The organism is Williamsia sp. DF01-3 (assembly GCF_023051145.1).
In the GTDB taxonomy this organism is placed as follows: domain Bacteria; phylum Actinomycetota; class Actinomycetes; order Mycobacteriales; family Mycobacteriaceae; genus Williamsia.
On sequence record NZ_JALKFS010000005.1, the window covers coordinates 1229294 to 1248822 of the forward strand.

18 protein-coding genes and 2 pseudogenes are annotated in these 19529 nt (G+C 61.7%); 11 read left to right on the top strand and 9 right to left on the bottom strand.

Going from position 1 to position 19529, the window contains the following annotated elements; all coding sequences use genetic code 11:
• Nucleotides 1-22: 22 nt before the first annotated feature.
• Nucleotides 23-228, top strand: a pseudogene (locus tag MVA47_RS07865) (hypothetical protein).
• A gap of 93 nt (nucleotides 229-321) precedes the next feature.
• Here MVA47_RS07865 and MVA47_RS27210 read toward each other — a convergent pair.
• Nucleotides 322-387: pseudogene (locus MVA47_RS27210) on the bottom strand (excalibur calcium-binding domain-containing protein); the annotation flags it as partial.
• A gap of 410 nt (nucleotides 388-797) precedes the next feature.
• Here MVA47_RS27210 and MVA47_RS07870 point away from each other — a divergent pair.
• Nucleotides 798-1223 (top strand): hypothetical protein, encoded by a 426-nt coding sequence (locus MVA47_RS07870; RefSeq protein WP_247207382.1) that lies wholly within the window; start codon nucleotides 798-800, stop codon nucleotides 1221-1223.
• Between the two features lie 206 nt (nucleotides 1224-1429).
• Here MVA47_RS07870 and MVA47_RS07875 read toward each other — a convergent pair whose 3' ends face one another.
• Nucleotides 1430-1876 carry a hypothetical protein gene (locus tag MVA47_RS07875; RefSeq protein ID WP_247207383.1) on the bottom strand — a complete coding sequence of 149 codons (447 nt, stop codon included), beginning with the start codon at nucleotides 1874-1876 and terminating at the stop codon, nucleotides 1430-1432.
• A 588-nt stretch (nucleotides 1877-2464) separates the two neighbouring features.
• On the opposite strand from MVA47_RS07875, the gene MVA47_RS07880 reads away from it, so the two are divergent.
• Together MVA47_RS07880 and MVA47_RS07885 are read left to right on the top strand one after the other, a co-directional pair.
• Nucleotides 2465-3748 (top strand): IS256 family transposase, encoded by a 1284-nt coding sequence (locus MVA47_RS07880; RefSeq protein WP_247207384.1) that lies wholly within the window; start codon nucleotides 2465-2467, stop codon nucleotides 3746-3748.
• A 280-nt stretch (nucleotides 3749-4028) separates the two neighbouring features.
• Nucleotides 4029-4745 carry a hypothetical protein gene (locus MVA47_RS07885; RefSeq protein WP_247207385.1) on the top strand — a complete coding sequence of 239 codons (717 nt, stop codon included), beginning with the start codon at nucleotides 4029-4031 and terminating at the stop codon, nucleotides 4743-4745.
• Between the two features lie 133 nt (nucleotides 4746-4878).
• On the opposite strand, the gene MVA47_RS07890 is transcribed toward MVA47_RS07885, so the two are convergent.
• The gene (locus MVA47_RS07890) at nucleotides 4879-5667 is read right to left on the bottom strand and encodes a hypothetical protein (protein ID WP_247207386.1); all 789 of its coding nucleotides are present in this window, start codon (nucleotides 5665-5667) and stop codon (nucleotides 4879-4881) included.
• Nucleotides 5668-7226: 1559 nt separating this feature from the next.
• Here MVA47_RS07890 and MVA47_RS07895 point away from each other — a divergent pair.
• A complete protein-coding gene (locus MVA47_RS07895) occupies nucleotides 7227-7904 on the top strand; it encodes a hypothetical protein (RefSeq protein ID WP_247207387.1) in 678 nt (225 codons plus the stop codon).
• Nucleotides 7905-8038: 134 nt separating this feature from the next.
• Here the strand turns inward: MVA47_RS07895 and MVA47_RS07900 are convergent, their stop codons facing one another.
• The 3 genes from MVA47_RS07900 to MVA47_RS07905 form a co-directional block, all read right to left on the bottom strand.
• Nucleotides 8039-8488 (bottom strand): hypothetical protein, encoded by a 450-nt coding sequence (locus tag MVA47_RS07900; RefSeq protein WP_247207388.1) that lies wholly within the window; start codon nucleotides 8486-8488, stop codon nucleotides 8039-8041.
• 4 nt (nucleotides 8489-8492) lie between these two features.
• Nucleotides 8493-9077, bottom strand: coding sequence for a copper resistance protein CopC (locus MVA47_RS27215; protein WP_374474358.1), 585 nt, complete (start codon nucleotides 9075-9077; stop codon nucleotides 8493-8495).
• Between the two features lie 562 nt (nucleotides 9078-9639).
• Complete coding sequence (locus MVA47_RS07905) at nucleotides 9640-10044, bottom strand: hypothetical protein (RefSeq protein WP_247207389.1); 405 nt, start codon at nucleotides 10042-10044, stop codon at nucleotides 9640-9642.
• Between the two features lie 154 nt (nucleotides 10045-10198).
• Here MVA47_RS07905 and MVA47_RS07910 point away from each other — a divergent pair, with 154 nt between their 5' ends.
• On the top strand, nucleotides 10199-10750 hold the full coding sequence (locus tag MVA47_RS07910) for a DUF2716 domain-containing protein (RefSeq protein ID WP_308280515.1): 552 nt from the start codon (nucleotides 10199-10201) through the stop codon (nucleotides 10748-10750).
• A 78-nt stretch (nucleotides 10751-10828) separates the two neighbouring features.
• On the opposite strand, the gene MVA47_RS07915 is transcribed toward MVA47_RS07910, so the two are convergent.
• Nucleotides 10829-11287 carry a hypothetical protein gene (locus MVA47_RS07915; RefSeq protein WP_247207390.1) on the bottom strand — a complete coding sequence of 153 codons (459 nt, stop codon included), beginning with the start codon at nucleotides 11285-11287 and terminating at the stop codon, nucleotides 10829-10831.
• 899 nt (nucleotides 11288-12186) lie between these two features.
• Between MVA47_RS07915 and MVA47_RS07920 the strand changes: the two genes are divergently transcribed.
• The 3 genes from MVA47_RS07920 (at nucleotide 12187) to MVA47_RS07930 (ending at nucleotide 15212) form a co-directional block, all read left to right on the top strand.
• Complete coding sequence (locus MVA47_RS07920; protein ID WP_247207391.1) at nucleotides 12187-13125, top strand: hypothetical protein; 939 nt, start codon at nucleotides 12187-12189, stop codon at nucleotides 13123-13125.
• A 149-nt stretch (nucleotides 13126-13274) separates the two neighbouring features.
• Nucleotides 13275-14419 (top strand): IS3 family transposase gene (locus MVA47_RS07925; protein WP_247207003.1). Its coding sequence is split into 2 segments (ribosomal slippage): nucleotides 13275-13542 and nucleotides 13542-14419, totalling 1146 coding nucleotides; the frame shifts between segments, so codons are not numbered across the junction.
• Nucleotides 14420-14561: 142 nt separating this feature from the next.
• Nucleotides 14562-15212 carry an SMI1/KNR4 family protein gene (locus MVA47_RS07930; RefSeq protein WP_247207392.1) on the top strand — a complete coding sequence of 217 codons (651 nt, stop codon included), beginning with the start codon at nucleotides 14562-14564 and terminating at the stop codon, nucleotides 15210-15212.
• Nucleotides 15213-15413: 201 nt separating this feature from the next.
• On the opposite strand, the gene MVA47_RS07935 is transcribed toward MVA47_RS07930, so the two are convergent.
• A complete protein-coding gene (locus MVA47_RS07935) occupies nucleotides 15414-16583 on the bottom strand; it encodes a benzoate/H(+) symporter BenE family transporter (RefSeq protein WP_247210655.1) in 1170 nt (389 codons plus the stop codon).
• 124 nt (nucleotides 16584-16707) lie between these two features.
• On the opposite strand from MVA47_RS07935, the gene MVA47_RS07940 reads away from it, so the two are divergent.
• Nucleotides 16708-17490 carry a DNA-formamidopyrimidine glycosylase family protein gene (locus MVA47_RS07940; protein ID WP_247207393.1) on the top strand — a complete coding sequence of 261 codons (783 nt, stop codon included), beginning with the start codon at nucleotides 16708-16710 and terminating at the stop codon, nucleotides 17488-17490.
• Here MVA47_RS07940 and MVA47_RS07945 read toward each other — a convergent pair.
• Entirely contained in the window at nucleotides 17453-18730 is a 1278-nt protein-coding gene (locus MVA47_RS07945) for an MFS transporter (protein ID WP_247207394.1), read from the bottom strand. The two genes, MVA47_RS07940 and MVA47_RS07945, sit on opposite strands and share 38 nt — an antisense overlap.
• Nucleotides 18731-18824: 94 nt before the next feature.
• Here MVA47_RS07945 and MVA47_RS07950 point away from each other — a divergent pair, with 94 nt between their 5' ends.
• Nucleotides 18825-19397, top strand: a complete 573-nt coding sequence (locus MVA47_RS07950; RefSeq protein WP_247207395.1) for a TetR/AcrR family transcriptional regulator — start codon at nucleotides 18825-18827, stop codon at nucleotides 19395-19397.
• Nucleotides 19398-19529 lie beyond the last annotated feature (132 nt).

Genomic DNA, 19529 nt, shown 5'->3' on the forward strand with positions numbered 1-19529 from the left:
CCGAACACAGGAGGTCATTTTCATGGGCGGAATAGCCGACAAGTTCGACAAGGCATACGAAGAAAAGCCGTCAGTGAGCTCGCTGACGCCCCCGTCGAGGCACTTCAGGGCGTGAGCCCGGGCGACGCCCAGCACCTCAAGGACGCCTTCAACATCAAGACCGTGCGCGATCTGGGCACCAACAAGTACTTCCTCTGGGCCCAGGCAGTCGCCAAACTCGCCGACTAGCTAGTCCACGACGTCGAAAGCCGCGGCCCTGCAACAGGGTCGCGGTTTTCCGCGTGTCAGAGACCGGAATGGTAAGGCCGAATCGAGTCGGGGTCAGGTTCCGCAGGCAACGCCGTCACTGTCGCGGTCGAGTTTGCTGCTGTACCCGGGTCTGCTTGTTTTGGACGGCGGTCAGGCAACTGGGCACCAGCTGCGCGTTTAGTCGAGGCAGCCCGTCAGTCGGTAGTCCACAGGTTGACCAACACGCGCCCGCGGCGAACCCGCGTGGGCGTGCTGCGGAACCGATAGGTTCATCCCAAACGAGTACTCGGCGGGAAGGGGAGGAGTCCTGTGTCGACCGAGCACAACGGGCAGGACTCGCGCTCAACGCTGGAGCGCGTGCATGCACGGTGGTTGGGGCCGATCTTTGTACTTGTAGGCGTGATCGCGGCGATCTTCGCCATAACGGCGGGTGTCCGGTCTTGCTCCTCTGCGGAAACGAGCCAGTATCCGGCTGATGCCAAACGATCTCGTCAGGGCGTATTTACGAGGATTCGCAAGTTGGTCGTGGCTCGGGACCTGAGCGACCTTTGTATGACCGCACCCAAGGTGCCCCAGTTGAGTCGTTAAACAGCATTCGCAACAACCCCAAGTGGGGCGATGAGCGCAACTTCACTCTATGTCGGTTGGCAGAAGATCCAGGCAGCAAGTACGTCAACGCGGTGTCGGCTTCAGATGGCGACGCCGTTGAGGAAATCATGTACTTAGACAATGCATCTGCGCGTCCGACGGCTGGTGTCGTCAACACTCGCTTGGAGTTCGTTGTCGACGCGACCGCTACCGATGACCCTGGTGTGCAGGTGGCGTTTACCGGTACGCGCCAGAGTCGCGGTACAGAGCAAACGCGTGTGGGATGGCTGCGGAGTGAACTCGAAAACTCCCTTGCGCTTAGTGCTCGTTCCGGGGTCGGGGACGATGACGACAGGGCAGGAGAACACAACATCTGGGGTGAGTGATTTCGTGCTCACCGGAGCGGCGCTCATCCCGCCAGTCCCCGGGGGTGTCAGCGGCGGGTGAGGTTCCGGGGAGTTCTGACGGATGGGGCTATTTTAGATTCCATCTGCTCGCCGTAGGTGGCGAAGTCTGATACCGAGACCGTAGACGTCGTGGTGCCCCCGTTGGGCCGGATCGCCGAGCCTGTTTCAGCGGCAAGCACTCGCGGTTACTCGCTGACTGTCCGCACCCGAGCGCTGACGATTACAGAATTGCGATAGTCTCCCCTGACGTCCCCGTCAGCCGTCGCGCTCCCCACAGTCGCGCCACTTGTCGCGACCCGATCGGGTAGGGAGACTCCGTCCGGGAAGCGATTGTTGAACTGCTGAGCAGATCCGGGGACAAGTTCCACTCTGAGTGTTTCGCGTGCTGTGAGTATCGCTGTGTCCCAGATCATCTGCGGGTACGCGGCCGGGGAAGTGATCACACCCTGCAGAGCGATGGCCGTACCTGCGCACGTGGGGAGCTCGAACCGAACATTGGTGTCGCGGGCGACATTCTCTTCTGTGTCGGCCGCTCCGTTATGGATGTAGGCGCGTAGCAGATACTCATTGTCAGGTACTACGTCGAGGGCATCGGTCCACCCGCCCGCGCCGGCGAAACTCGCTTCTTTCACGATCAGGAAGTTGCGTTCGTCACCGTAATTAGGGTTGTCGCGCTCCACATTGAAGCTGGGCTGAGGAGAGAACTGGGACGGCCCAACTGTCGGTCTATCTGGGCCCCAGCCTGATTTCAGGCTATCTACTTGCTCAGCGCATGCAGGTCGGTCAGATGAGGTCGAGACCGCCGATCCATTTTCAGAGTCTTGGTTCACCAACCACAGCATGTAGGCGCCCACAAGCGCAACCACTAGCGGGATTACAACCGGGATTACGACCCGACTCAGCCACCAGTGCCAGCCCTTCTCCGAAAACTCGTCTTCGACCATCATCACCACTACATCGAACCTGACTCGCCTACGAAACGCAGGAAATTCAGACGCGGCGCGGATCTTACTGACTCAATGCTGGACGCCACAGTCGTCATCATCGCCACCATCCCGCAACGGTCCCAAGACAAATTCGGCTGTGGACCCTTCTTATCTGTGGACGAGAGCGGCGAGATGGTGGCCAGCAGTAGGGGTCGTCATGGCGGCAGGGAGTGTTTCTTAATCGGTGTTTCGGCCCGACACGCTGGGTGAAAGCTCGGCGAGAAGGGTGCCGTGATGACGACACTGGATGATGTGACGAAGAAGAAATCGACACCACCGTCGGCCGAGGAGGCGGCGGCAGCGGAGCTCGTGCGCTTGGCGAAAGAGCAGGGCCTGTCGCTGACAGGCCCGGACGGGCTGCTCAAGCAGTTCACCAAAACAGTCCTGGAAACGGCGTTGAACGAAGAGATGACTGAGCATCTCGGGCACGACAAAAACCAAGCCAACCCGGATCGGGCATCAACGAATATCCGCAACGGCACTCGACCGAAAACAGTGCTGACCGAGTCCACCGGGCAGGTCCCGATCGAAGTCCCCCGAGACCGCGAAGGGACGTTCGAACCGCAGATCGTCAAGAAGCGGCAGCGTCGGCTCAACGGCGTTGATGAGATCGTTTTATCGTTGTACGCCAAAGGGTTAACGACTGGGGAGATCAGCGCGCACTTCGCTGAAATCTACGGTGCATCGGTCTCGAAGGAGACGATTTCTCGGATCACCGACAAGGTGATCGAGGAGATGCAGGATTGGTCTGCACGTCCGCTCGATGAGGTGTACGCCGCGATCTTCATCGATGCCATCGTGGTCAAGATCCGCGACGGCCAGGTCGCGAACAGGCCGATCTACGCGGCCATCGGGGTGAGCCTGGACGGGCGCCGCGACGTGCTTGGTTTGTGGGCCGGCACGGGCGGCGAGGGCGCCAAGTTCTGGATGAGCGTGCTCACTGGCATCCGTAACCGTGGCACCAAAGACGTTTTCTTTCTCGTCTGCGACGGTCTCAAGGGCCTGCCGGAGGTTGTCGAGCATGTGTGGCCGGCCACCACGGTCCAGACCTGTGTGGTGCACCTGATCCGCAACACCTTTCGGCTCTCGGCACGTCAGCACTGGGACGCACTCAAGCGGGAACTGAAGCCGATCTACACCGCGCCGAGTGAGGCAGCGGCGCGGGCTGCTTTCGACGACCTTGCCGAGAACTGGGGCAAGCGGTATCCGGCGATCATCCGGCTATGGGACAACGCGTGGGAGGAGTTCATCCCGTTCCTTGACTATGACACGGAGATACGTCGAGTCATATGCTCTACCAATGCTATTGAGTCGCTGAATGCGCGCTACCGGAGGGCGGTCAAAGCTCGCGGCCATTTCCCGAGCGAGCAAGCCGCGCTCAAGTGTTTGTACCTGGTGACCCGTTCGCTGGACCCGACCGGCAAAGGTCAGGCACGATGGATCACACGGTGGAAGCCCGCACTCAACGCCTTCGCGATCACCTTCGCGGACCGTTGGCCTGGATCAGAAACCTACTGATGAAAAACGGCCGAAACACCGTTAACGAGATAGTCCCTGGCGGCAGAATCGCACACCTATTTTTGTGGAAGCTGTGTCTGAGACGCCCGGTACTTTCGACAGTGTCGTGGTGACGCATCCGAGTGTCGGCCCAACGAGGGGAGCTGTTGTGGTCTCGTTTGAAGCGTTCCGTGTTTTGTGGTGGCTGGCCGTTGGGCCAGATTCGCCCCGACCACCGGAAGAGCTGTGCCCAGAACCAAATCAGCGGGCTGTTTATGACGAGCTGGCTCACGCCGGCCTCGTGCAAGACACCCTCACCGAGGGTGGCATCAACTTCAACTTCGTCCTGTCTGAGCGCGGGCAGGTTGAAGCTCGGAACGTTGCCGCGTTCTACAGGGTCGAACTCGCGCAACGTCGAGTTCTTGAGTGGTTGCGGACCAGCTCGGATCTCGATGGCCTGCTGGGCTCGGATTTGGCCGCTGACTACTCGGGCAGGCTGACTGAAGAGGAAATCAACGAGGCCGCGGAAGAACTCGAAGATCTACGCCTAGTGAAAGGCCGGAAACTGGCGGACGGGACCTTCTTTTTCGTCGAGACAACACCGGCCGGGAAGAGAGCGCTGCGAGGGCCTTCTCCCATCTCGGGGCGCCCACCTGGACCGATGAGTGTGACGACGACCAGCGTCGCTGCCAACAATTACGGGAACCAAACCATCGGGAACCAGAACATCGGGGGAGCGGGCGCCGTGATGTCGGCGGAGGTCACTCAGAACCAGGGCATTTCGCTGACCGAAGCCGTGGCTGTACTTGAGCAGCTGCGCTCGGCAATCCTTGCTGCCCCCGGTGTAGACCCCGCAGGCAGAGATGAAGTAGTCGCCGAGGTCGACGGAATGATCCGGAAGGCCAGCAAGTACGGGTTGAGCTGGCTGAAGAAGGCGGCAGTCGCTTTCTCTGATGAGGTAGCAGCAGTGTGCGGGCCGGCTATGGCCGATCAGTTCTTGCCCCAGATCACGGGTTGAGGGCAACCCACAGCGCTATGGGCGAGGACCAGCCGATGAGGTGGTTCAACCGTCACCTTGCCCGAAGAAGTAGCGCGCCGAAGGCGGGCGCGGCGCGGGACCACTGTCCTTCCGAATAGACGACAGCTTCACATCACGGAGTGGTCAGCCTTTTTGCTTTGGGATTGTTCTTAGTCGGTTTGCGGCGCAACTTCTTTCGGCTTCCCGATTCGACTATTGGCTCTGGTCCTGCGGTTCGCGCCCGTGGGGTGAGTTCGTAGACCTTGCGGCGGCGGCGGGTGTCGAAGGTGTTCGAGTAGCCGCTTTTCGCGAGGCTTTGCGACTCGACTCGGAGTAGACCGAGATCGATCAACTCCTGGGTGCCTGCGGCCCTCGTTTTGTGTGAGATGTTGTATCGCTTGGGAAACTCGGCGGTGCTGAACCAGACCTTTTCGCCCTCGCCTGCCTGTTCGGCCAACAGGATCAGCAGCATGACGAGTCCCGGTCCTTTGAGGTTCTGAATGTAACCGCGTGTCCACAGGCGTTTGGGTACTTTGAAGTACATGTCTTCAGCAAGAACGCTTTTCGGTTCTCCATTCTGCTTCGCCAACGTGTAAGCAGTTGAGGGCAGGCGATAGTCACGGCCGGTGCCGGCTTCGTCCAGGAGCCAGACAATGTTGGGGTACCCGGGATTTTCTTCGATCGCGATGAGGTTCGCCGCCTCGAGAGTCTTCATCGCACTTTTGATCCGTCGAGTGCCCTTGCCCTCGGGGTCGTCGAGGTTCAGCAGGGTCGCCCACGCTCGGGCTGGCTTGTCTGTCGAGAACGGGGGAGCTGAACACCGCCAGATGAGAGCCAAGTAGAGCTTGAGCGCTACTACTCCGCTCCGACCCCCGCTGTACACGCCCGCCATCGGCGCAACCGGATCGGCGTCTGCGGCCATAGGGCGAACAAATGACTTCCTGACCGGAGGGTCGACTCGTCGGCCGGCTGATCCAGCCATTTCGCGGACTGCAGAGCGAGCCGGTCGGGGGAGGGCAGGAGCGCGGCGGACAGGAAAGACAATCTTGAGGAATCGCTCGTCGCTCCCTTCCCCCGAGCCGGGTAGGAGCAGGGCGGACGATTTTCCCTCTACGCTCTCAGCGGTACTCATATCGCCCTCTCTTACTTCGCTCCAACAGCGACCCCGTGCCTGCACCACGAGCGTACCGCTTCCTCACCCAACAGCATATCTGTTTAATTACCACAAACGTATGGCGCGACATTATAGAAACAGATAGTATCGATGTCAAGAGAGAAGGGTTGCATGTGTTGGAACGCACTGCTACGATTCTTGTAGTCGCCAGGGAAGAACGGTCGATCGGGAAGGTCACTCCGAAGCCATCGGAGCGGACAGTGGCCCGGTTTACTTGACTTCGTCTCGCCTGTGCGGCGTGGGAGCGGTAGCTGAGGACAGAGCAAGCGGAATCCGAAGCGCAGGTTGCCGGTCGTGTCTGTGTCGACATCGCCGGGGCCTGAATCCGTGAACAGCAAGAGGGCGTCCACTTATGGGAGTGGGCGCCCTTCTTGCTGCTGCCCGCTGAAACCCGAGTCCCTGAACCGATTGCACGTAACCATAGACGGGAAACAACAGCACAATGACAACCCCCGAGCAACGGTGGAGTCTCCGCAATCGCGATCGAGTTGCCGAGCCACGCGACACGACGCTTTGGCTTGAATACGAAGTGGCCGGAACTTACAACATGGGAGCGGACTGGTCCGACGAGACCGCTGACGAATTGCTGCGCGAGTACCTCCGGACCTACTCACCCAGCGACCGTGAGATCCAGCTGCCGGCCGGTTACGTCCACATAACGTGGTCTGTACAGGGTGACCAGGCAGGGCCCGAGTTGGCGCCGTTCCAACGCAGCCACTACCCGGATAGGCCCGACCGGGAAAACTTCCTAACCTTCTTTGAATGGCCAAGGAACGTGCACACAGACGAGCGCCTCGACTTCAACACTCTCCCGGTCCGTCGCCTGCAGTGGAACGAAACCCACCATGACCCAGGGGGTTCGTAAGCGAAGCAACTGGGTGGCACCCCGCGCCGATGCAACCATGCCTCCATCTGGCCGGCCTGATCGCGGCCTACGACCATGAGGACCGCTTTACCCCGCTCGGCGAATAGAGGACCCCGCTGCAACTATCCGCCAGCAACCGCGACCCGGTCCACATCTACTCCATAGTCGATCCGCGCGGGATCTCCCACCGGCGGCAACGACCTCGAACGAGACGACCACCCGTCGAACTGCTCTGCGGAACGGTTGGTCAAACCCCGGACATGTTTGGGTATTCGTTACTGGAAGCGAAAGGCATTGCAGTGCAATGAGAACTTGCAACGAGACGTGTTCAGTGGGACGAATTGCCGGGCGCATGTTCGGGTGCCACTGATTGAGCGGTCGGGCCCGTTCGTTTTGGTGTGGCTCGTGGTGAGGTCCGCAGTGTTGCCGGTACCGTCGCTGTATGGCCTACACCGCCGAGCAGTTGCGTGGCCTCGTCGACGCCTGCGAACAGTTCCGCGGCTCCCGGGCGCCGTCGGGCTACCGCGAAGGCTTGGCCCTCTGTGTGATCGACTCGATCCAATCGACAGGGGTTAGGTATTCCAGTGTCGAGAAGGTCGTCACCCGCTATCGTGCGTACCGCCGCGAGCAGGGTGGTGACCCGAACCTCGACGGTGTCCTTGAGTTGCTGGCCACCTTCGATGAGCTAGATGGCCCGGAGGGGTGGGCATGCAAGATCGGCAACAACAATCGCACCTCAAGCCGCAGTGGGGTTCTCAAGTCCCAGGTGATCGGTGATGCAGCCAGCGTGCTCGACGAAGCGGGGATCCGTACCACCGCCGACCTTCGGGCGGCGGCCGAGGACGAGGCGCAGCTCGCAATTATCGAGGCGGCTTGGCGCGCGATGGCCGGTCAAAAAAGCGGGATCACCTGGCACTACATGCAGATGCTGGCCGGGATCCCGGGCGTGAAGCCAGATCGGATGATCTGCCGATTCATCGCCGACTCATTGGGACTCACTCGCCGCGGCGTCACGCCGCCGTTCGCGCTGAAGATCCTGACGGCCGCAGCGAAGGAGATGGGCATGTCGCCTACCGATCTGGACCACGCTGTGTGGCAATTTCAGCGAAGCCGTAAGTAGTGACCGCGCCCGGGATCCTGTCGCCTGTCACGCCCGGTATCAGGGTACCGTTACGTCACTGGTGACGAAACATATTGCTGCGCAATCGGTTACGCCGATAATATAGATTACGTCGGCAGGGACTAAAGAGTCGGTTAGTCACCAACGCTGGGTCCTGCTCCGGGGCGCGTGGTGCCGCGGGCGGCATCGATGAGATCGACCGCGTCTGTGAGTGTTAGGCCGGAATGGGACTCGCGCAATTCCTTGACGGCGCGGACCCTGTCGGGGACGCTCTGAACGATCCGCTGCACGTCCTGGGTGGGAACGTCGGTGGGCGACAGGTGGACTTTGGGTGGTGTGTGCCGAGTTCTCCATGTTGTCACTGCGGAATAGGCGTACCAGATGACCGCGACCACCCACAGGGCAGCAGTGAACCAGTTCCATGCCGACGCATCCGAGGTCACCGATTCGAGAACTGACGGACCGAACCCGACGAGAACAATCGAGCCAAGTAGATAGCGCCATCGTTCGAGTTGGGCGATTCTGTCACTGTCGTACCACCGACGTCGCATCCCTCGATCGTCCCACGCGAATCCAGCCCCCATGGTCTCAACGGTTGCGACGGCGGGCGACAAGTAGGTATGCGGCAACGGCAACAGCGAGGACTGAAGTCGCCACGGACGCAACCACCCACGGCAATCGTTCTGAGGATGTGTCGGCCTCATCAGATGACGCCTGCGAGAGTCTCAATCCCGGGCCCGCGGACGTTGATGGATCCCATGACGCCGGCCCAGGCCGTCGTGAGAGAAAGGAGAAGCTGCCGGAAATGGGGTCCCCACCGGTCAGAACGGCTTTGTAGCGCACTTCGTAGCGGTCTGCCGGTGCTTGCGGTGACGACACGGGTGATGTCACGAACGGGCGGCTCATTGTCCGGCCGGATCGGGTGACCGAGCCACTGGGGTGCTGCAGGATGCCGGGCCCATCGACCGTCAGAAAGAAGACATCTGGGCCAATGTCCTTGGAAAAAGTAACCGCCACCTCTGAGGGGGCGACGTCGATCGTGGCGCCGTTGGCAGGCGTCGTCGACACCACCACGGGGTACGGGCCCGCGGCTGCCGCTCCGGTACAGCCGAGCGTCAACACAAGTAGCGCGACAGTTGCCCATGTCATGACACGCCTGGTCACGCGATCCATCGGATATGTGCTGAACACGAAGGCATTTTGGCACACAGTGGGACGTCCGAGCAGGAGATCGACCCACGGTTTGTCGCGTTGACGGCCAAGACCAGACGCGTCATCAGCCTGGCCGCGCCCAGGACGTCGCAACTGCGATGGCGATCAGCGTGACAATCACACACGACATCTGAGGGCAAGGTCCATCGGACGTGCGACCTCATCCAACTCACTCATCACGCGTGTAGTGGATGCGGGGCTGCTGTACGCGCTGATTAGTGGTCGAAGGAAACACATTCGTTCGCGTTGTGTTTCGTCGCTGGTGACGAAAATGATCAGCATTGGCCTCGGCGCGTATGTTGTCGCGGTAGCTCTCGGCCGCCATCGGTACCGTCGCCACTGCGGCAGGGAGCGCGCGTTGTCACGGTTCCCACCTTCCCCGGGACTTAGCGTTCCGTTTGTCTGACCATGGCAAATCGGATGCGATCAATGATGCATTTCGTCACTGGTGACGAATGGCGTTGCAGCACAATCAGTTACGCGATAATGTACCTTATGTCGCCCCAGCCCAGAGTGCCTGGCGCTAACTGGGAGTGTCGTCGGCGACGTTTGTGGGCAAGCCCGTTCCGTATGGGTCGAGAACCGATGTCGTGCGGGCGCCCCAGCGTTCATGTGCCGACTGGCGGGACATCCCTGCTGCGCGGCCGATCACCGCCCATGTTGCACCCTGAACACGCAGAACAGTCACCGTCTCGAGACCGTCGAGTCCCGCTGCCAGCTGCACTCGTAATGAGACCAGCTGCCAGGCGATCGCCCGTTCGCCCAGCCTCTCCGTTGTCTGCTCGGCCTCCCATTCGGGGGTTCCCGGAAGTGGCCCCGTGCCGATTACGGCATCGGCGAACCGGCCCGATTCGATCGCTGCGCCGTCGATCACCGCACGAACGCCTCTGTCGATGTCGCATCGGCAAGCCTCCTCGATCAGAGACACATCAACCCCTTTCGTCAGGTATAGCCTGACGCTGGTTGTGAGTCTTGTCAAGCCTGGCCTGACGCAATGTGATGCGGCGTGATCTTGTTCAGCCGTTGCTGTTTCGTGTGCCTTCGGGGCGCTGTGCGATTGATTGGCCGAAGAGTAGGCCACGATGGAGACCATGATGCGTCGGACACTTGACTTCGGCACTCCACTGCCAGACGGCTGGAGGGAACTTACCAGTAGCGAAGACACCGCATACTGGGCGACCTTCACTGACAAGTTCGGCGAGTTGAGGCCAGGAGTAAACCCGGAAAGCTGGCCGGCGGTAGTCGAGTCGGTCCCATCGGTGACTTTCGATCTCGATGTTAGTGAGCCAGCGACTTGGGCAACGCAAATGGACGCGGTGAACGCCGAAGCTCTCCGGTGCTTCGTCACCAAGTTCACGGACGACACGGACTGGATCGTTCTGAACTGGCGACACCCAGGATATGCACTCGATGTCGGCGTCCACGCGCTCACGCCTGACACTGAGTGGAGGGTGCCTGTTCATCCGGACGGGGACTACTACATTTTCACACGGCCGGATCTCAGTGAAGGTACGTTCGGACATCCCTGGGAGCAGACGCTGTGTGTATTCGGACCAAGGCTGGTTGGAAGCTTGGGCCAAACGCTGGCAACGTGGCTTCCGATTAAGCGCCGCGACGGCAAACCGCCCGCTTAGAGGCGCAGGTGACGCCAGGCTAGGCGTCACTGGCAACGAAATATATTGCAGCGCAATCGATAGCGCCGGTAAGATATCTTAAGTCAGTTGTCCGAGTGTTGCCACGACCTCGCGAGTGCGGGGGCGGGTCCAAACCAGGGTTCCTTCGGCGTTTTCAAGGCGTAGTAAGCCGCCGTCGTCATCATGTGGCCACGCTACGTTGGTGTGGCCCGCTGCATCCTGTGTCAGCTGGGTGAGCCACTGGGTGACCTCAGTGGGTGATTGTTCGATTCGCCATGTCGTGCCGCCGCCTAGGCCGCCGGTCGTCTTGTCGAGGTAGATCCAGACGTAGACCGTGGTGTATCCGTCCGAGTCGGGCTCCCGGGCGATCTCCCAGGCCACGCGTCGTGCTTTATTGCTGAATTGACGGAGGTCGAGATCATGGCAGATTGCGCGCAAGGCCTCGGCCCACACTCCGGTGACGACGTCTCCGTCAGCCGTTGGTGCGCGATCGTCGGGCGTCCATTCGACTAGAAGCGGTTCCATGTGGCCTGTCATCTATTGAATGTAGCGTGCTTAGATGGGTGTAATACGCGTATGTTTTTGTGGCACAGCATGTTAAGACGACAACGACAGCCACGTCGGACTCGTTCCGGCGCTTCGGTGCGTGGCTTGCTGCTGTCTAATTGATGCGGACTAGTTCGGCTGTTGGGCAGTATCGCCATTGGCCGTTCTCGAGGACGAAATCAAACAGCGCGCGGGCTGGTTCTGACATCCCGGTGCGCACAACTGCGGTCAGGGTGCCTGAGCTTGCGCCTGTGACCTCAGGGTCGCCTCGACTGACGACCGAGATTGGAGAGAACGTCGCTCTGCTCGGTTGCGGCTCGTCGATGTGGTTTGCGCTCGAACAGAGGATGTCGGCGTAGGCGTTAGCGTCTCGAGTCTGTGAGATGGCAATGAGCCGGTCGAAGGCCGAGTTGACGCCGTTGACGATCTCCGCTGACGCAGTCGTCGACGGAGTCCTCGCCGGGGTGTGGCCATCATCGGTACAGCCACCAAGCGCGGCACAGGCTGCTAGGCCTACCGTTAGAACGGCGGCCAGCTGAGCTGGGTGGAATCCAGCCTGTATCTGAGCGCTCATCTTCGAAGATTAACCCCGAGTAAATTGAGACGGCCCACCGCGGCCGTGGGTGTTGCGCAACTCGGTGTGAATCCCGACTGTGTTTTGTCACTGGTGACGAAACACATTGCGCTCCAACAGGTCGCCGCCGAAAATCTATACTACGTCAGCTCGGTCACAGACAGTCGCCTCAGTAGAGAACCTTCGGACTCGACTTTGACCCTAGATCGGCACGATTATGTGGCTTCAGTCAGTCCGCACCGATCGCCGCCATCAGTGCAGCACAATGGCACTCATGATGTCGTGGCGTCCTCCAGTCAACGAAGTACCCGTGCGCGTGACCTCGATTAGCGGGTTCATCAACCGATCAGCCGACGTTGCGATCTGGCTCAATGAAACCCTGGTATATACCTCAGGCGTCGTATTCGCACTCGAAATCCGCAAACGCGTCGCCACCGGATTGCTCAATGTCACAGGCTTCGACCGCCCTTCCACAGATGAGCACGGCGGCCCATTGTTCGTTGGCTTCCACTGGTCTGACAACACCACATCGACAAACCTGCCCGAAGCGCACAACAACGCCGGCGGACTGAACCAACTTCGAGCAGGTGGGACCCCCGCAAGTGTCCGGGCGACCTACGCGCTCGATCACCACCCGCCGGGCGGGCCGTTCACGATCGTGACCGCCTGGCCCCACCTCGACCTTCCCGAACACACGGTGACATTCGATGCAGCCGACATTGCGACTGCCGCCTTGTCCGTCGAGACACTTTGGGAACCAGTAAGTCTGCCGACAACGTCAACCCAACGCAGGCCACCGACCCGCGTGCGCGTAGTCCCACCCGCCGGCGGCTGGTTCGCTGATCACTACGATCCGACCCCGCTACCACCAGCGGGATCACACGATGGCCCGTCCCGGCTCGTCCATCGGGTTGTGTCAGGACCTGCACAACCTGACCCTTCCGATTGGGTTGATGGAGCTCCCACCACAGGCCGAGACGAAACCTGTGTCTTCTGCGGCAGTGCGAACGTCACCTGGGTACACCCGTTTGACCGTTCAAAGACCCACTACCGCGCTCACGGCAAACCCCGCACACTCGCCAGCTACTGGATGCTCTGTCAGCTATGCGAACAGATCTACCAAACAGGCGACGACGATGCCGCGATCGAAGCAATGAAGAACCATTGGGTCTGGCATGACATCGACGAAAGCCTACGCAAACCACTGCAGACGTTCCGCCGCGCCGATCGAGGCGCACGAAAACTCGTCCTCTGATCACCTAGCCGTGGGGCCGTGACTGATCAGTGCATCGGCGTCCGACCGTCAACCTTTGTCGGTGCCTCTGGCGTGTCCCCGGTAGATGAGTCCACGAGGTTTTAGAGTCTTTGTTGCCCCGACCTGGGGTTGGAAGGACGATGAACATCATGGCTGGACGGAAACGGCACTCCGCGGAGCAGATCGTGCGCAAGTTGCGCCAGGGCGACGAGCTGGAGGCGGCCGGAAAGACCTCTGAGGAGATCGCTGCCGAACTCGAGGTGTCGGTGGCAACGCTGTTCAACTGGCGCCGCCAGTACGGCGGTATGGACACCGACGCGGCCAAGGAGCTCAAAGAGCTCCGCGAGCAGAACAGCCGACTCAAACGTCTGCTCGCCGACGCCGAGCTCGAGAAGGACGCGCTGCGTGAGGTGGCCAAGGGAAAATTCTGAGCCCAGCTGCCAAACGCCGCGCCGTCGACATGCTCGTGGAAACACTGGGCGTGTCGAAGCGGTTGGCGTGCAAAGCTGTTGGGCTTGCCCGCTCTACCTACAGTCGTACCCCGATCGCGCAAACCACAGCCGACCCGGACGCCGAACTGCGTGGCTGGTTGCGCACATACGCCACCAAACACCCGCTGCACGGGTTCCGGCGGGCCTGGGCGGCGTTGCGCTTCGACGAGCACCGTGAGGTGAACAAGAAGAAAGTGCACCGCCTCTGGAAGGAAGAAGGCCTGCAGGTCCGCATCCACCATCCCCGCAAACGGGCCGGCCAATCCTCGGTTCCATTCGTGGACGCAGATGCACCGAAGGTGGTGTGGGCACTGGACTTTCAGTTCGATTCCACCATCGACGGCAAAGCGGTCAAGATCGCGTCGATGATCGACGAACACACCCGACTGTCGGTCCTGAACATCGTCGAGCGATCGATCACGAGCGACCGGTTGGTCGTCGAGCTGGGCAAAGCGTTCGCGCTGTGGGGTGGGCCGCCGCAAGTGCTGCGAATGGACAACGGACCGGAGTTCATTTCCCATGCGCTGCAACAGTTCTGCGACAAGAAGGTAGGTATCTCTTACATCCCTCCGGGCACGCCGTGGAACAACGGGCACATCGAATCGTTCAACAATCGCCTACGGAAGGAATGCCTGAACCGCAACCACTGGACCAACCTGCTCGAGGCACGCGTGGTCATCGAAGACTTCAAAGACGACCATAACCACCGACACCGGCACTCATCGCTCGGCTACCGAACACCGGCCGAGTATGCTGCCCAATGCACCCACCGGCATCATCCCGTGGAATGCGAGATCGACTAATTACCCGTGGCTCTACAACCACGTGGCCCGACTATCGGGGACCTGCCACCTCGAACATCAACACCCCATTCCTGTTGCTCCCGGAGTTTCGACACCGCAAGCATGATCACTGGGTGGGTTTTGATGTTGCTACGGTGCATGAATGTCGGTTACCGAAGAATGGTCCGCCCTCCTAGAAGTGCTTGAGCACGCACCGTCAATGTCGCTGTCCTTTCGTCCTGCGCCGGCGAAAAGCGAAGTGGAGCGGGCCGAATCGTTGACCGCTGCGGTGTGGCCCGACCAATTGCGCGAGTTTCACACGTGTCACGGCGGACAGAGCGCGGATGACTTCGGCGTGCTGCTGCCGATGTCCGAGTTGTTCGGACTCGAGCGAATGCTTGAAGAGCACCGAATGATGGTCGAGATCAGCCAACAGTGGATCGAGCATGATCCGGAGTCCTATTCGCCGAACGGTGCCGCAGACCTGGCCGGAACCGAGGCTGGTGTGTTCCTGTCGGCATACATCCCCGTCGGCGGGGCAGACGGATGGCTGTTCTTCTGCGATACCCGGCCAGGACCGAACAACGGGTGCATTCGTTGGTGGGGCAAGTATGAAGCCGACCCCGCCGGGCTCAGTTGGCCCTCGATCGCGGACATGATTCGAGCGGTACGCGTCAGCATCGCCGGCGACTCGGCGTTGATCGAGTTTCCCGGCTCGGCCGGGTGGTGGCCAACCAACTTTGACGGCAACTTAACCTGGAACCCTGGCGGTCCACCCGATTCGGAAGAAGCTATCCCCACCGACAGCCCTTGATCGAACGCCGGAACGTTTGCCGATGAGCGAAAGTATCTGTACCACAACGGGTCTTTTTGCTATGCGTAATTGCGTCAGCTCTACGGTGCTGGTTGGGGATGGGGTATGTCGAGGCTGAGGTAGGTCGATTGACTTACCGCATTTCGTCGTGCGCTTTGACTGTCAACTACGAACGGGCGCTGCGCAGACCCACGGGGCAGCTCACGATGTAGTGGCCTCGGGCGACGTCACCTCGGTCGGGGGTCGCAACGTGCCGTAGACCACTAGTCCTGCGACAAGTGCCCAGAATGCCGAGCCGATACCCAGGACCGAAAAGCCCGCGGCCGCAACCACAAACGTCAGTACTGCCGCTGTTCGCGAGTTCTCGTCCCGGAGACTGGTCGCCAATGCGACGGCCAGGGTGTCCAGGAGCGCCAGTCCGGCAACGGTTTCCACCAATCCGGCAGGTGCCACGGCGACCAGCGCCGTGATGGCCGCGGAGCCGACGCCGAGAATCAGGTACATCGGGCTGCCGGTGGCGGCGGCGATCCAGCGCCGGCGGGGATCGGGATCTGCGCTCGGTGCGGCGGACAAAGCGGCGCTGATCGCCGCAAGATTGGCTGCGTGCGCGCCTGCTGGTGCGGCGACAGCGGTACCGATGCCTGTCGTGAGCATTGCCGCGCGCCAGGGAATCTTGTAGCCGAAGCTGGCCATCACCGCCGTGCCCGGGAGATTCTGGGAGGCCATGGTGACGATGTAGAGCGGTATCGCGATGCCGACGGCTGCCTGCCACGTCCATTCGGGCTGCACGAACTGCAATCGTGGGATGAGGGAGTCGGCCGACACCGACTTGTCGGAGGTCATCAAGACAACTGCGATCACCGCCGCGGCCGTCGCAAACGCGGCCGGCACGGCCCAACGCTTGGCGTACCGCGTGAGCACCAGCCACACCACCACCACGGGCGCGATCGCCAGGGGTTCGTCGGCGAACGCGCGCACGGGCTCCAGGCACAGGGGCAGCACGATGCCCGCGAGCATCGCTTGGGCAATGGACACCGGAATCGCCTGTACAAACGAGCCGAGCCGCGGCCACAGGCCGGTCGCCACCACCATCACCCCGACGAGGACGAAGGCCCCGATCGCCGCAGCGAAGCCTCCATCCGGGGCTGCCGTGCCGGCGAGCAGTGCAGCTCCGGGCGTCGACCATGCGAGCGTGATCGGCATCCGATATCGCAGGGACAAGAACGCGATCCCGATCGACATCACCAGGCACAGTGCGAACAACCCAGAGGCGGCTTGCTCGGAAGACGCACCGACCGCGCGCAATCCGGTGAGCACCACGGCAAACGAGCTGGTGAAACCGACAAGTGCGGTGACGACACCGGCGATCATCGGTTGTCCGTAGGACACGCGTGCCTCTCGATCCGGTGGGGACTGGGTAGGCCCATCGTAGGATGCGCAGCCTTGCGCGGCCGTTCACCCTGGCCCGACCGTGGGATGGGGTATCAATGGATTCATGCCCGAAGGTGACACCGTCCATCAGGCAGCCGGCCGGCTGCATCGCGCACTTGCCGGAAAAGTGTTGACGCGCTGCGATGTTCGGGTGCCGCGGTACGCAACCGTGGATCTCAGTGGCAGAACGGTGGATGAAGTGATCGCCCGCGGCAAACATCTGCTCATCCGTGTCGGTGACCGCACCGTACATTCACATCTGAAGATGGAGGGTCGCTGGGACATCTACGCCAAAGGTGCGCGCTGGCGCCGGCCCGGGTTCAAGGCGCGGATCATCCTCGAGACCGAGAAGGTGCAGGCCGTCGGTTTCGAACTGGGCAAACTGGAGATCTTGCGGCGCGATCACGAGGACGAGGCGGTTGGCCACCTGGGCCCCGACCTGCTGGGGCCCGATTGGAATGCGCAAACGGCCGTCGACAACCTGGCCGCCGACCTCAAGCGGCCGATTGGGCTGGCGCTGCTCGATCAGCGCAACCTGGCCGGCATCGGCAACGTCTTTCGCGTGGAGATGTGCTTTCTCAGGCGGGTACATCCGGCGGTTCCCACGGGCGAAGCAGGTGACTTGGCCGAGTGGGTCGACCTGGCCAAACAGCTACTCGAATACAACCGCACGCGGGCCAACCGGGTCACCAACGTCGATCGGAACGGCGAGCGATTCTGGGTCTACGGGCGCGCCGGCCGATCCTGCCGTCGCTGCGGCACCACGATCGAACGGGGAGATCTCGGTGGGAGCACCGACCTCGACCGCGTCATCTACTGGTGTCCGACGTGTCAGCCGCCGCCGTGACCAGTTCGGCGTCGATTGCAGGCGTAACAGGTGGGGACGTCCGTCGCTCGGCCCGTGCACGCCAGATCGCCGCGCCCGCAGCCAGAATCACCATCGCCAGGACGAAGAGGCCATAGGCGACGGCAGTGGGTCGCAGACCGATATGGATCACGGCGAACCCGGCGACGACGGCCGGAATGCTGAACCCTGTGTAACTCACGATGAACAGGGTGGAGAACACCTGACCGCGGGCGGCAGGATCGGTGACCGCGATCAGTGTCGCCATCACGCCGACAAACGTTGCGCCGAAACCGAACCCGGCGACTACCGAACCGATGGCATAGGCCGGAACGTTGGCCGTCAACGTCGCGACGAGGCTGACGATCAGTCCGGTACCGAGCGTGCTCAGACCGACGGCCAGTTTGCGGTGGGCGCCCCACCCCGATGCGACGGCCGAGCCGAGTGCTCCTGATCCGAAGAACGCCCCGATCATCAGGCCGGCAACCATGTGGTTCTCCAGACCAAGGATGCGCGCGACGATCGATGAACCCAGCGAAAGATACAGGCCCCCAAGGGACCATGTGGCGAACATGGCCGGGGTCGCTGCGAGAAACGCTCCGCGCACGGCAGGCGGCAGGCTCGCGTTGGGGCGCAGAACCCTCCACAGGTGGCGACGGGAGGCGAAGTCGGTGCGAGGTGACGTCTCCGGGACGAACACGACGACCGCTGCCACGAGCACAAACGTGGCGACCAACAAGAGGAACACCAGCTCGCGAGGCATCGGCGCGTATTGCACGAGAATCCCCGCCCCGACGGCGCCGAGGGCCAATCCGCCTGGAGGAGAAGCGGAGCTGGCGATCGAACCCGCCCGTGGGGTGGGCTGGAGATCAACCAGGGCAGCGCTCAGTGTGCCGGTGATGGCCCCGGCAGCAAGACCCTGCAGAACTCTGGCGGCGATCAACATCGGAACGCCGTCAGCAAAGGCGAACATCAGCATCGAACCGGTCAGGACCGCAAGCGCGCCGAGGATCACCGGTCGTCGGCCCACGTGATCGGACAGTGATCCGACTGTCAGCAGGCCCGCGAGCAGCGCAATGACGTAGACGGCGAAGATCACGGTGAGTGTGAACGACGAAAAGCCCCACAGCTCTTGGTAAACCGGATACAGCGGCGAGGGAGCGGCGGCACCGAACATCACGGCGACGGTGGTGACGATGATCAGCCGAAACGCTGCCTTCGAACCCAGGGTGGGTCGGTGCATGACATCTCCCAACGGTTAAAGCAACGATGTTTGCTTTTGGAGACGGTAGCACCATCCTGCGGATTAAAGCCATTCGATTTGCAATAATGGTCGCATGAGCGCACCCGCACGATCAACAGCTCCACGCCGCCCCGGCGGTCGGAGTGCTCGCGTGCAGTCCGCTGTCTACACCGCCGTCGGCGAACTCGTGAGCGAGGGATACCGCGAGACAATGACGATTCCCCAGGTCGCCGAACGCGCCGGGGTGAATCCCACGAGCATCTACCGGCGGTGGGGTGTGATGGACGCGTTGCTCGAAGAGGTCGCGGTTGCGGCGCTGACGAAGAACGAACCGCTCCCCGACACCGGCAGCATCGCCGGAGACCTGCGCGCCTGGGCGACGGTGATCGTCGACGACATCACCCGCCCCGAGCGGACCACCTACCTACGAGCGATGGTCGGTGCCCGCAAGGAGATCGGTACATGCCCCTGCTGGGACACTCGTGACGCCCAACTGCAGTCGATGATCGAACGCGCACGAAGCCGCGGGGAAAACGTGCCGTCGGCACGGCGGGCTCTCGACCACATCGTCGCTCCGCTCTACCACCACGTGGTCTTCGGTCTCCCGGCTGACCGCGCCTACGCCGATCGATTGGTCGAGGACGTGCTCGCGATGGGCGAGGCCTGAGGCGAGCGTGCCGCCTGCGCGCTGAAAACCGTGCTCAGGGCGCCTCATTGGCTTAGTGTTTGTTTTCCGAGGCACTGTGGCGGCGGGTTCTCTCGGTGACCGCGAGGCTGCGGCGAGTCCGACCCGCCCGAT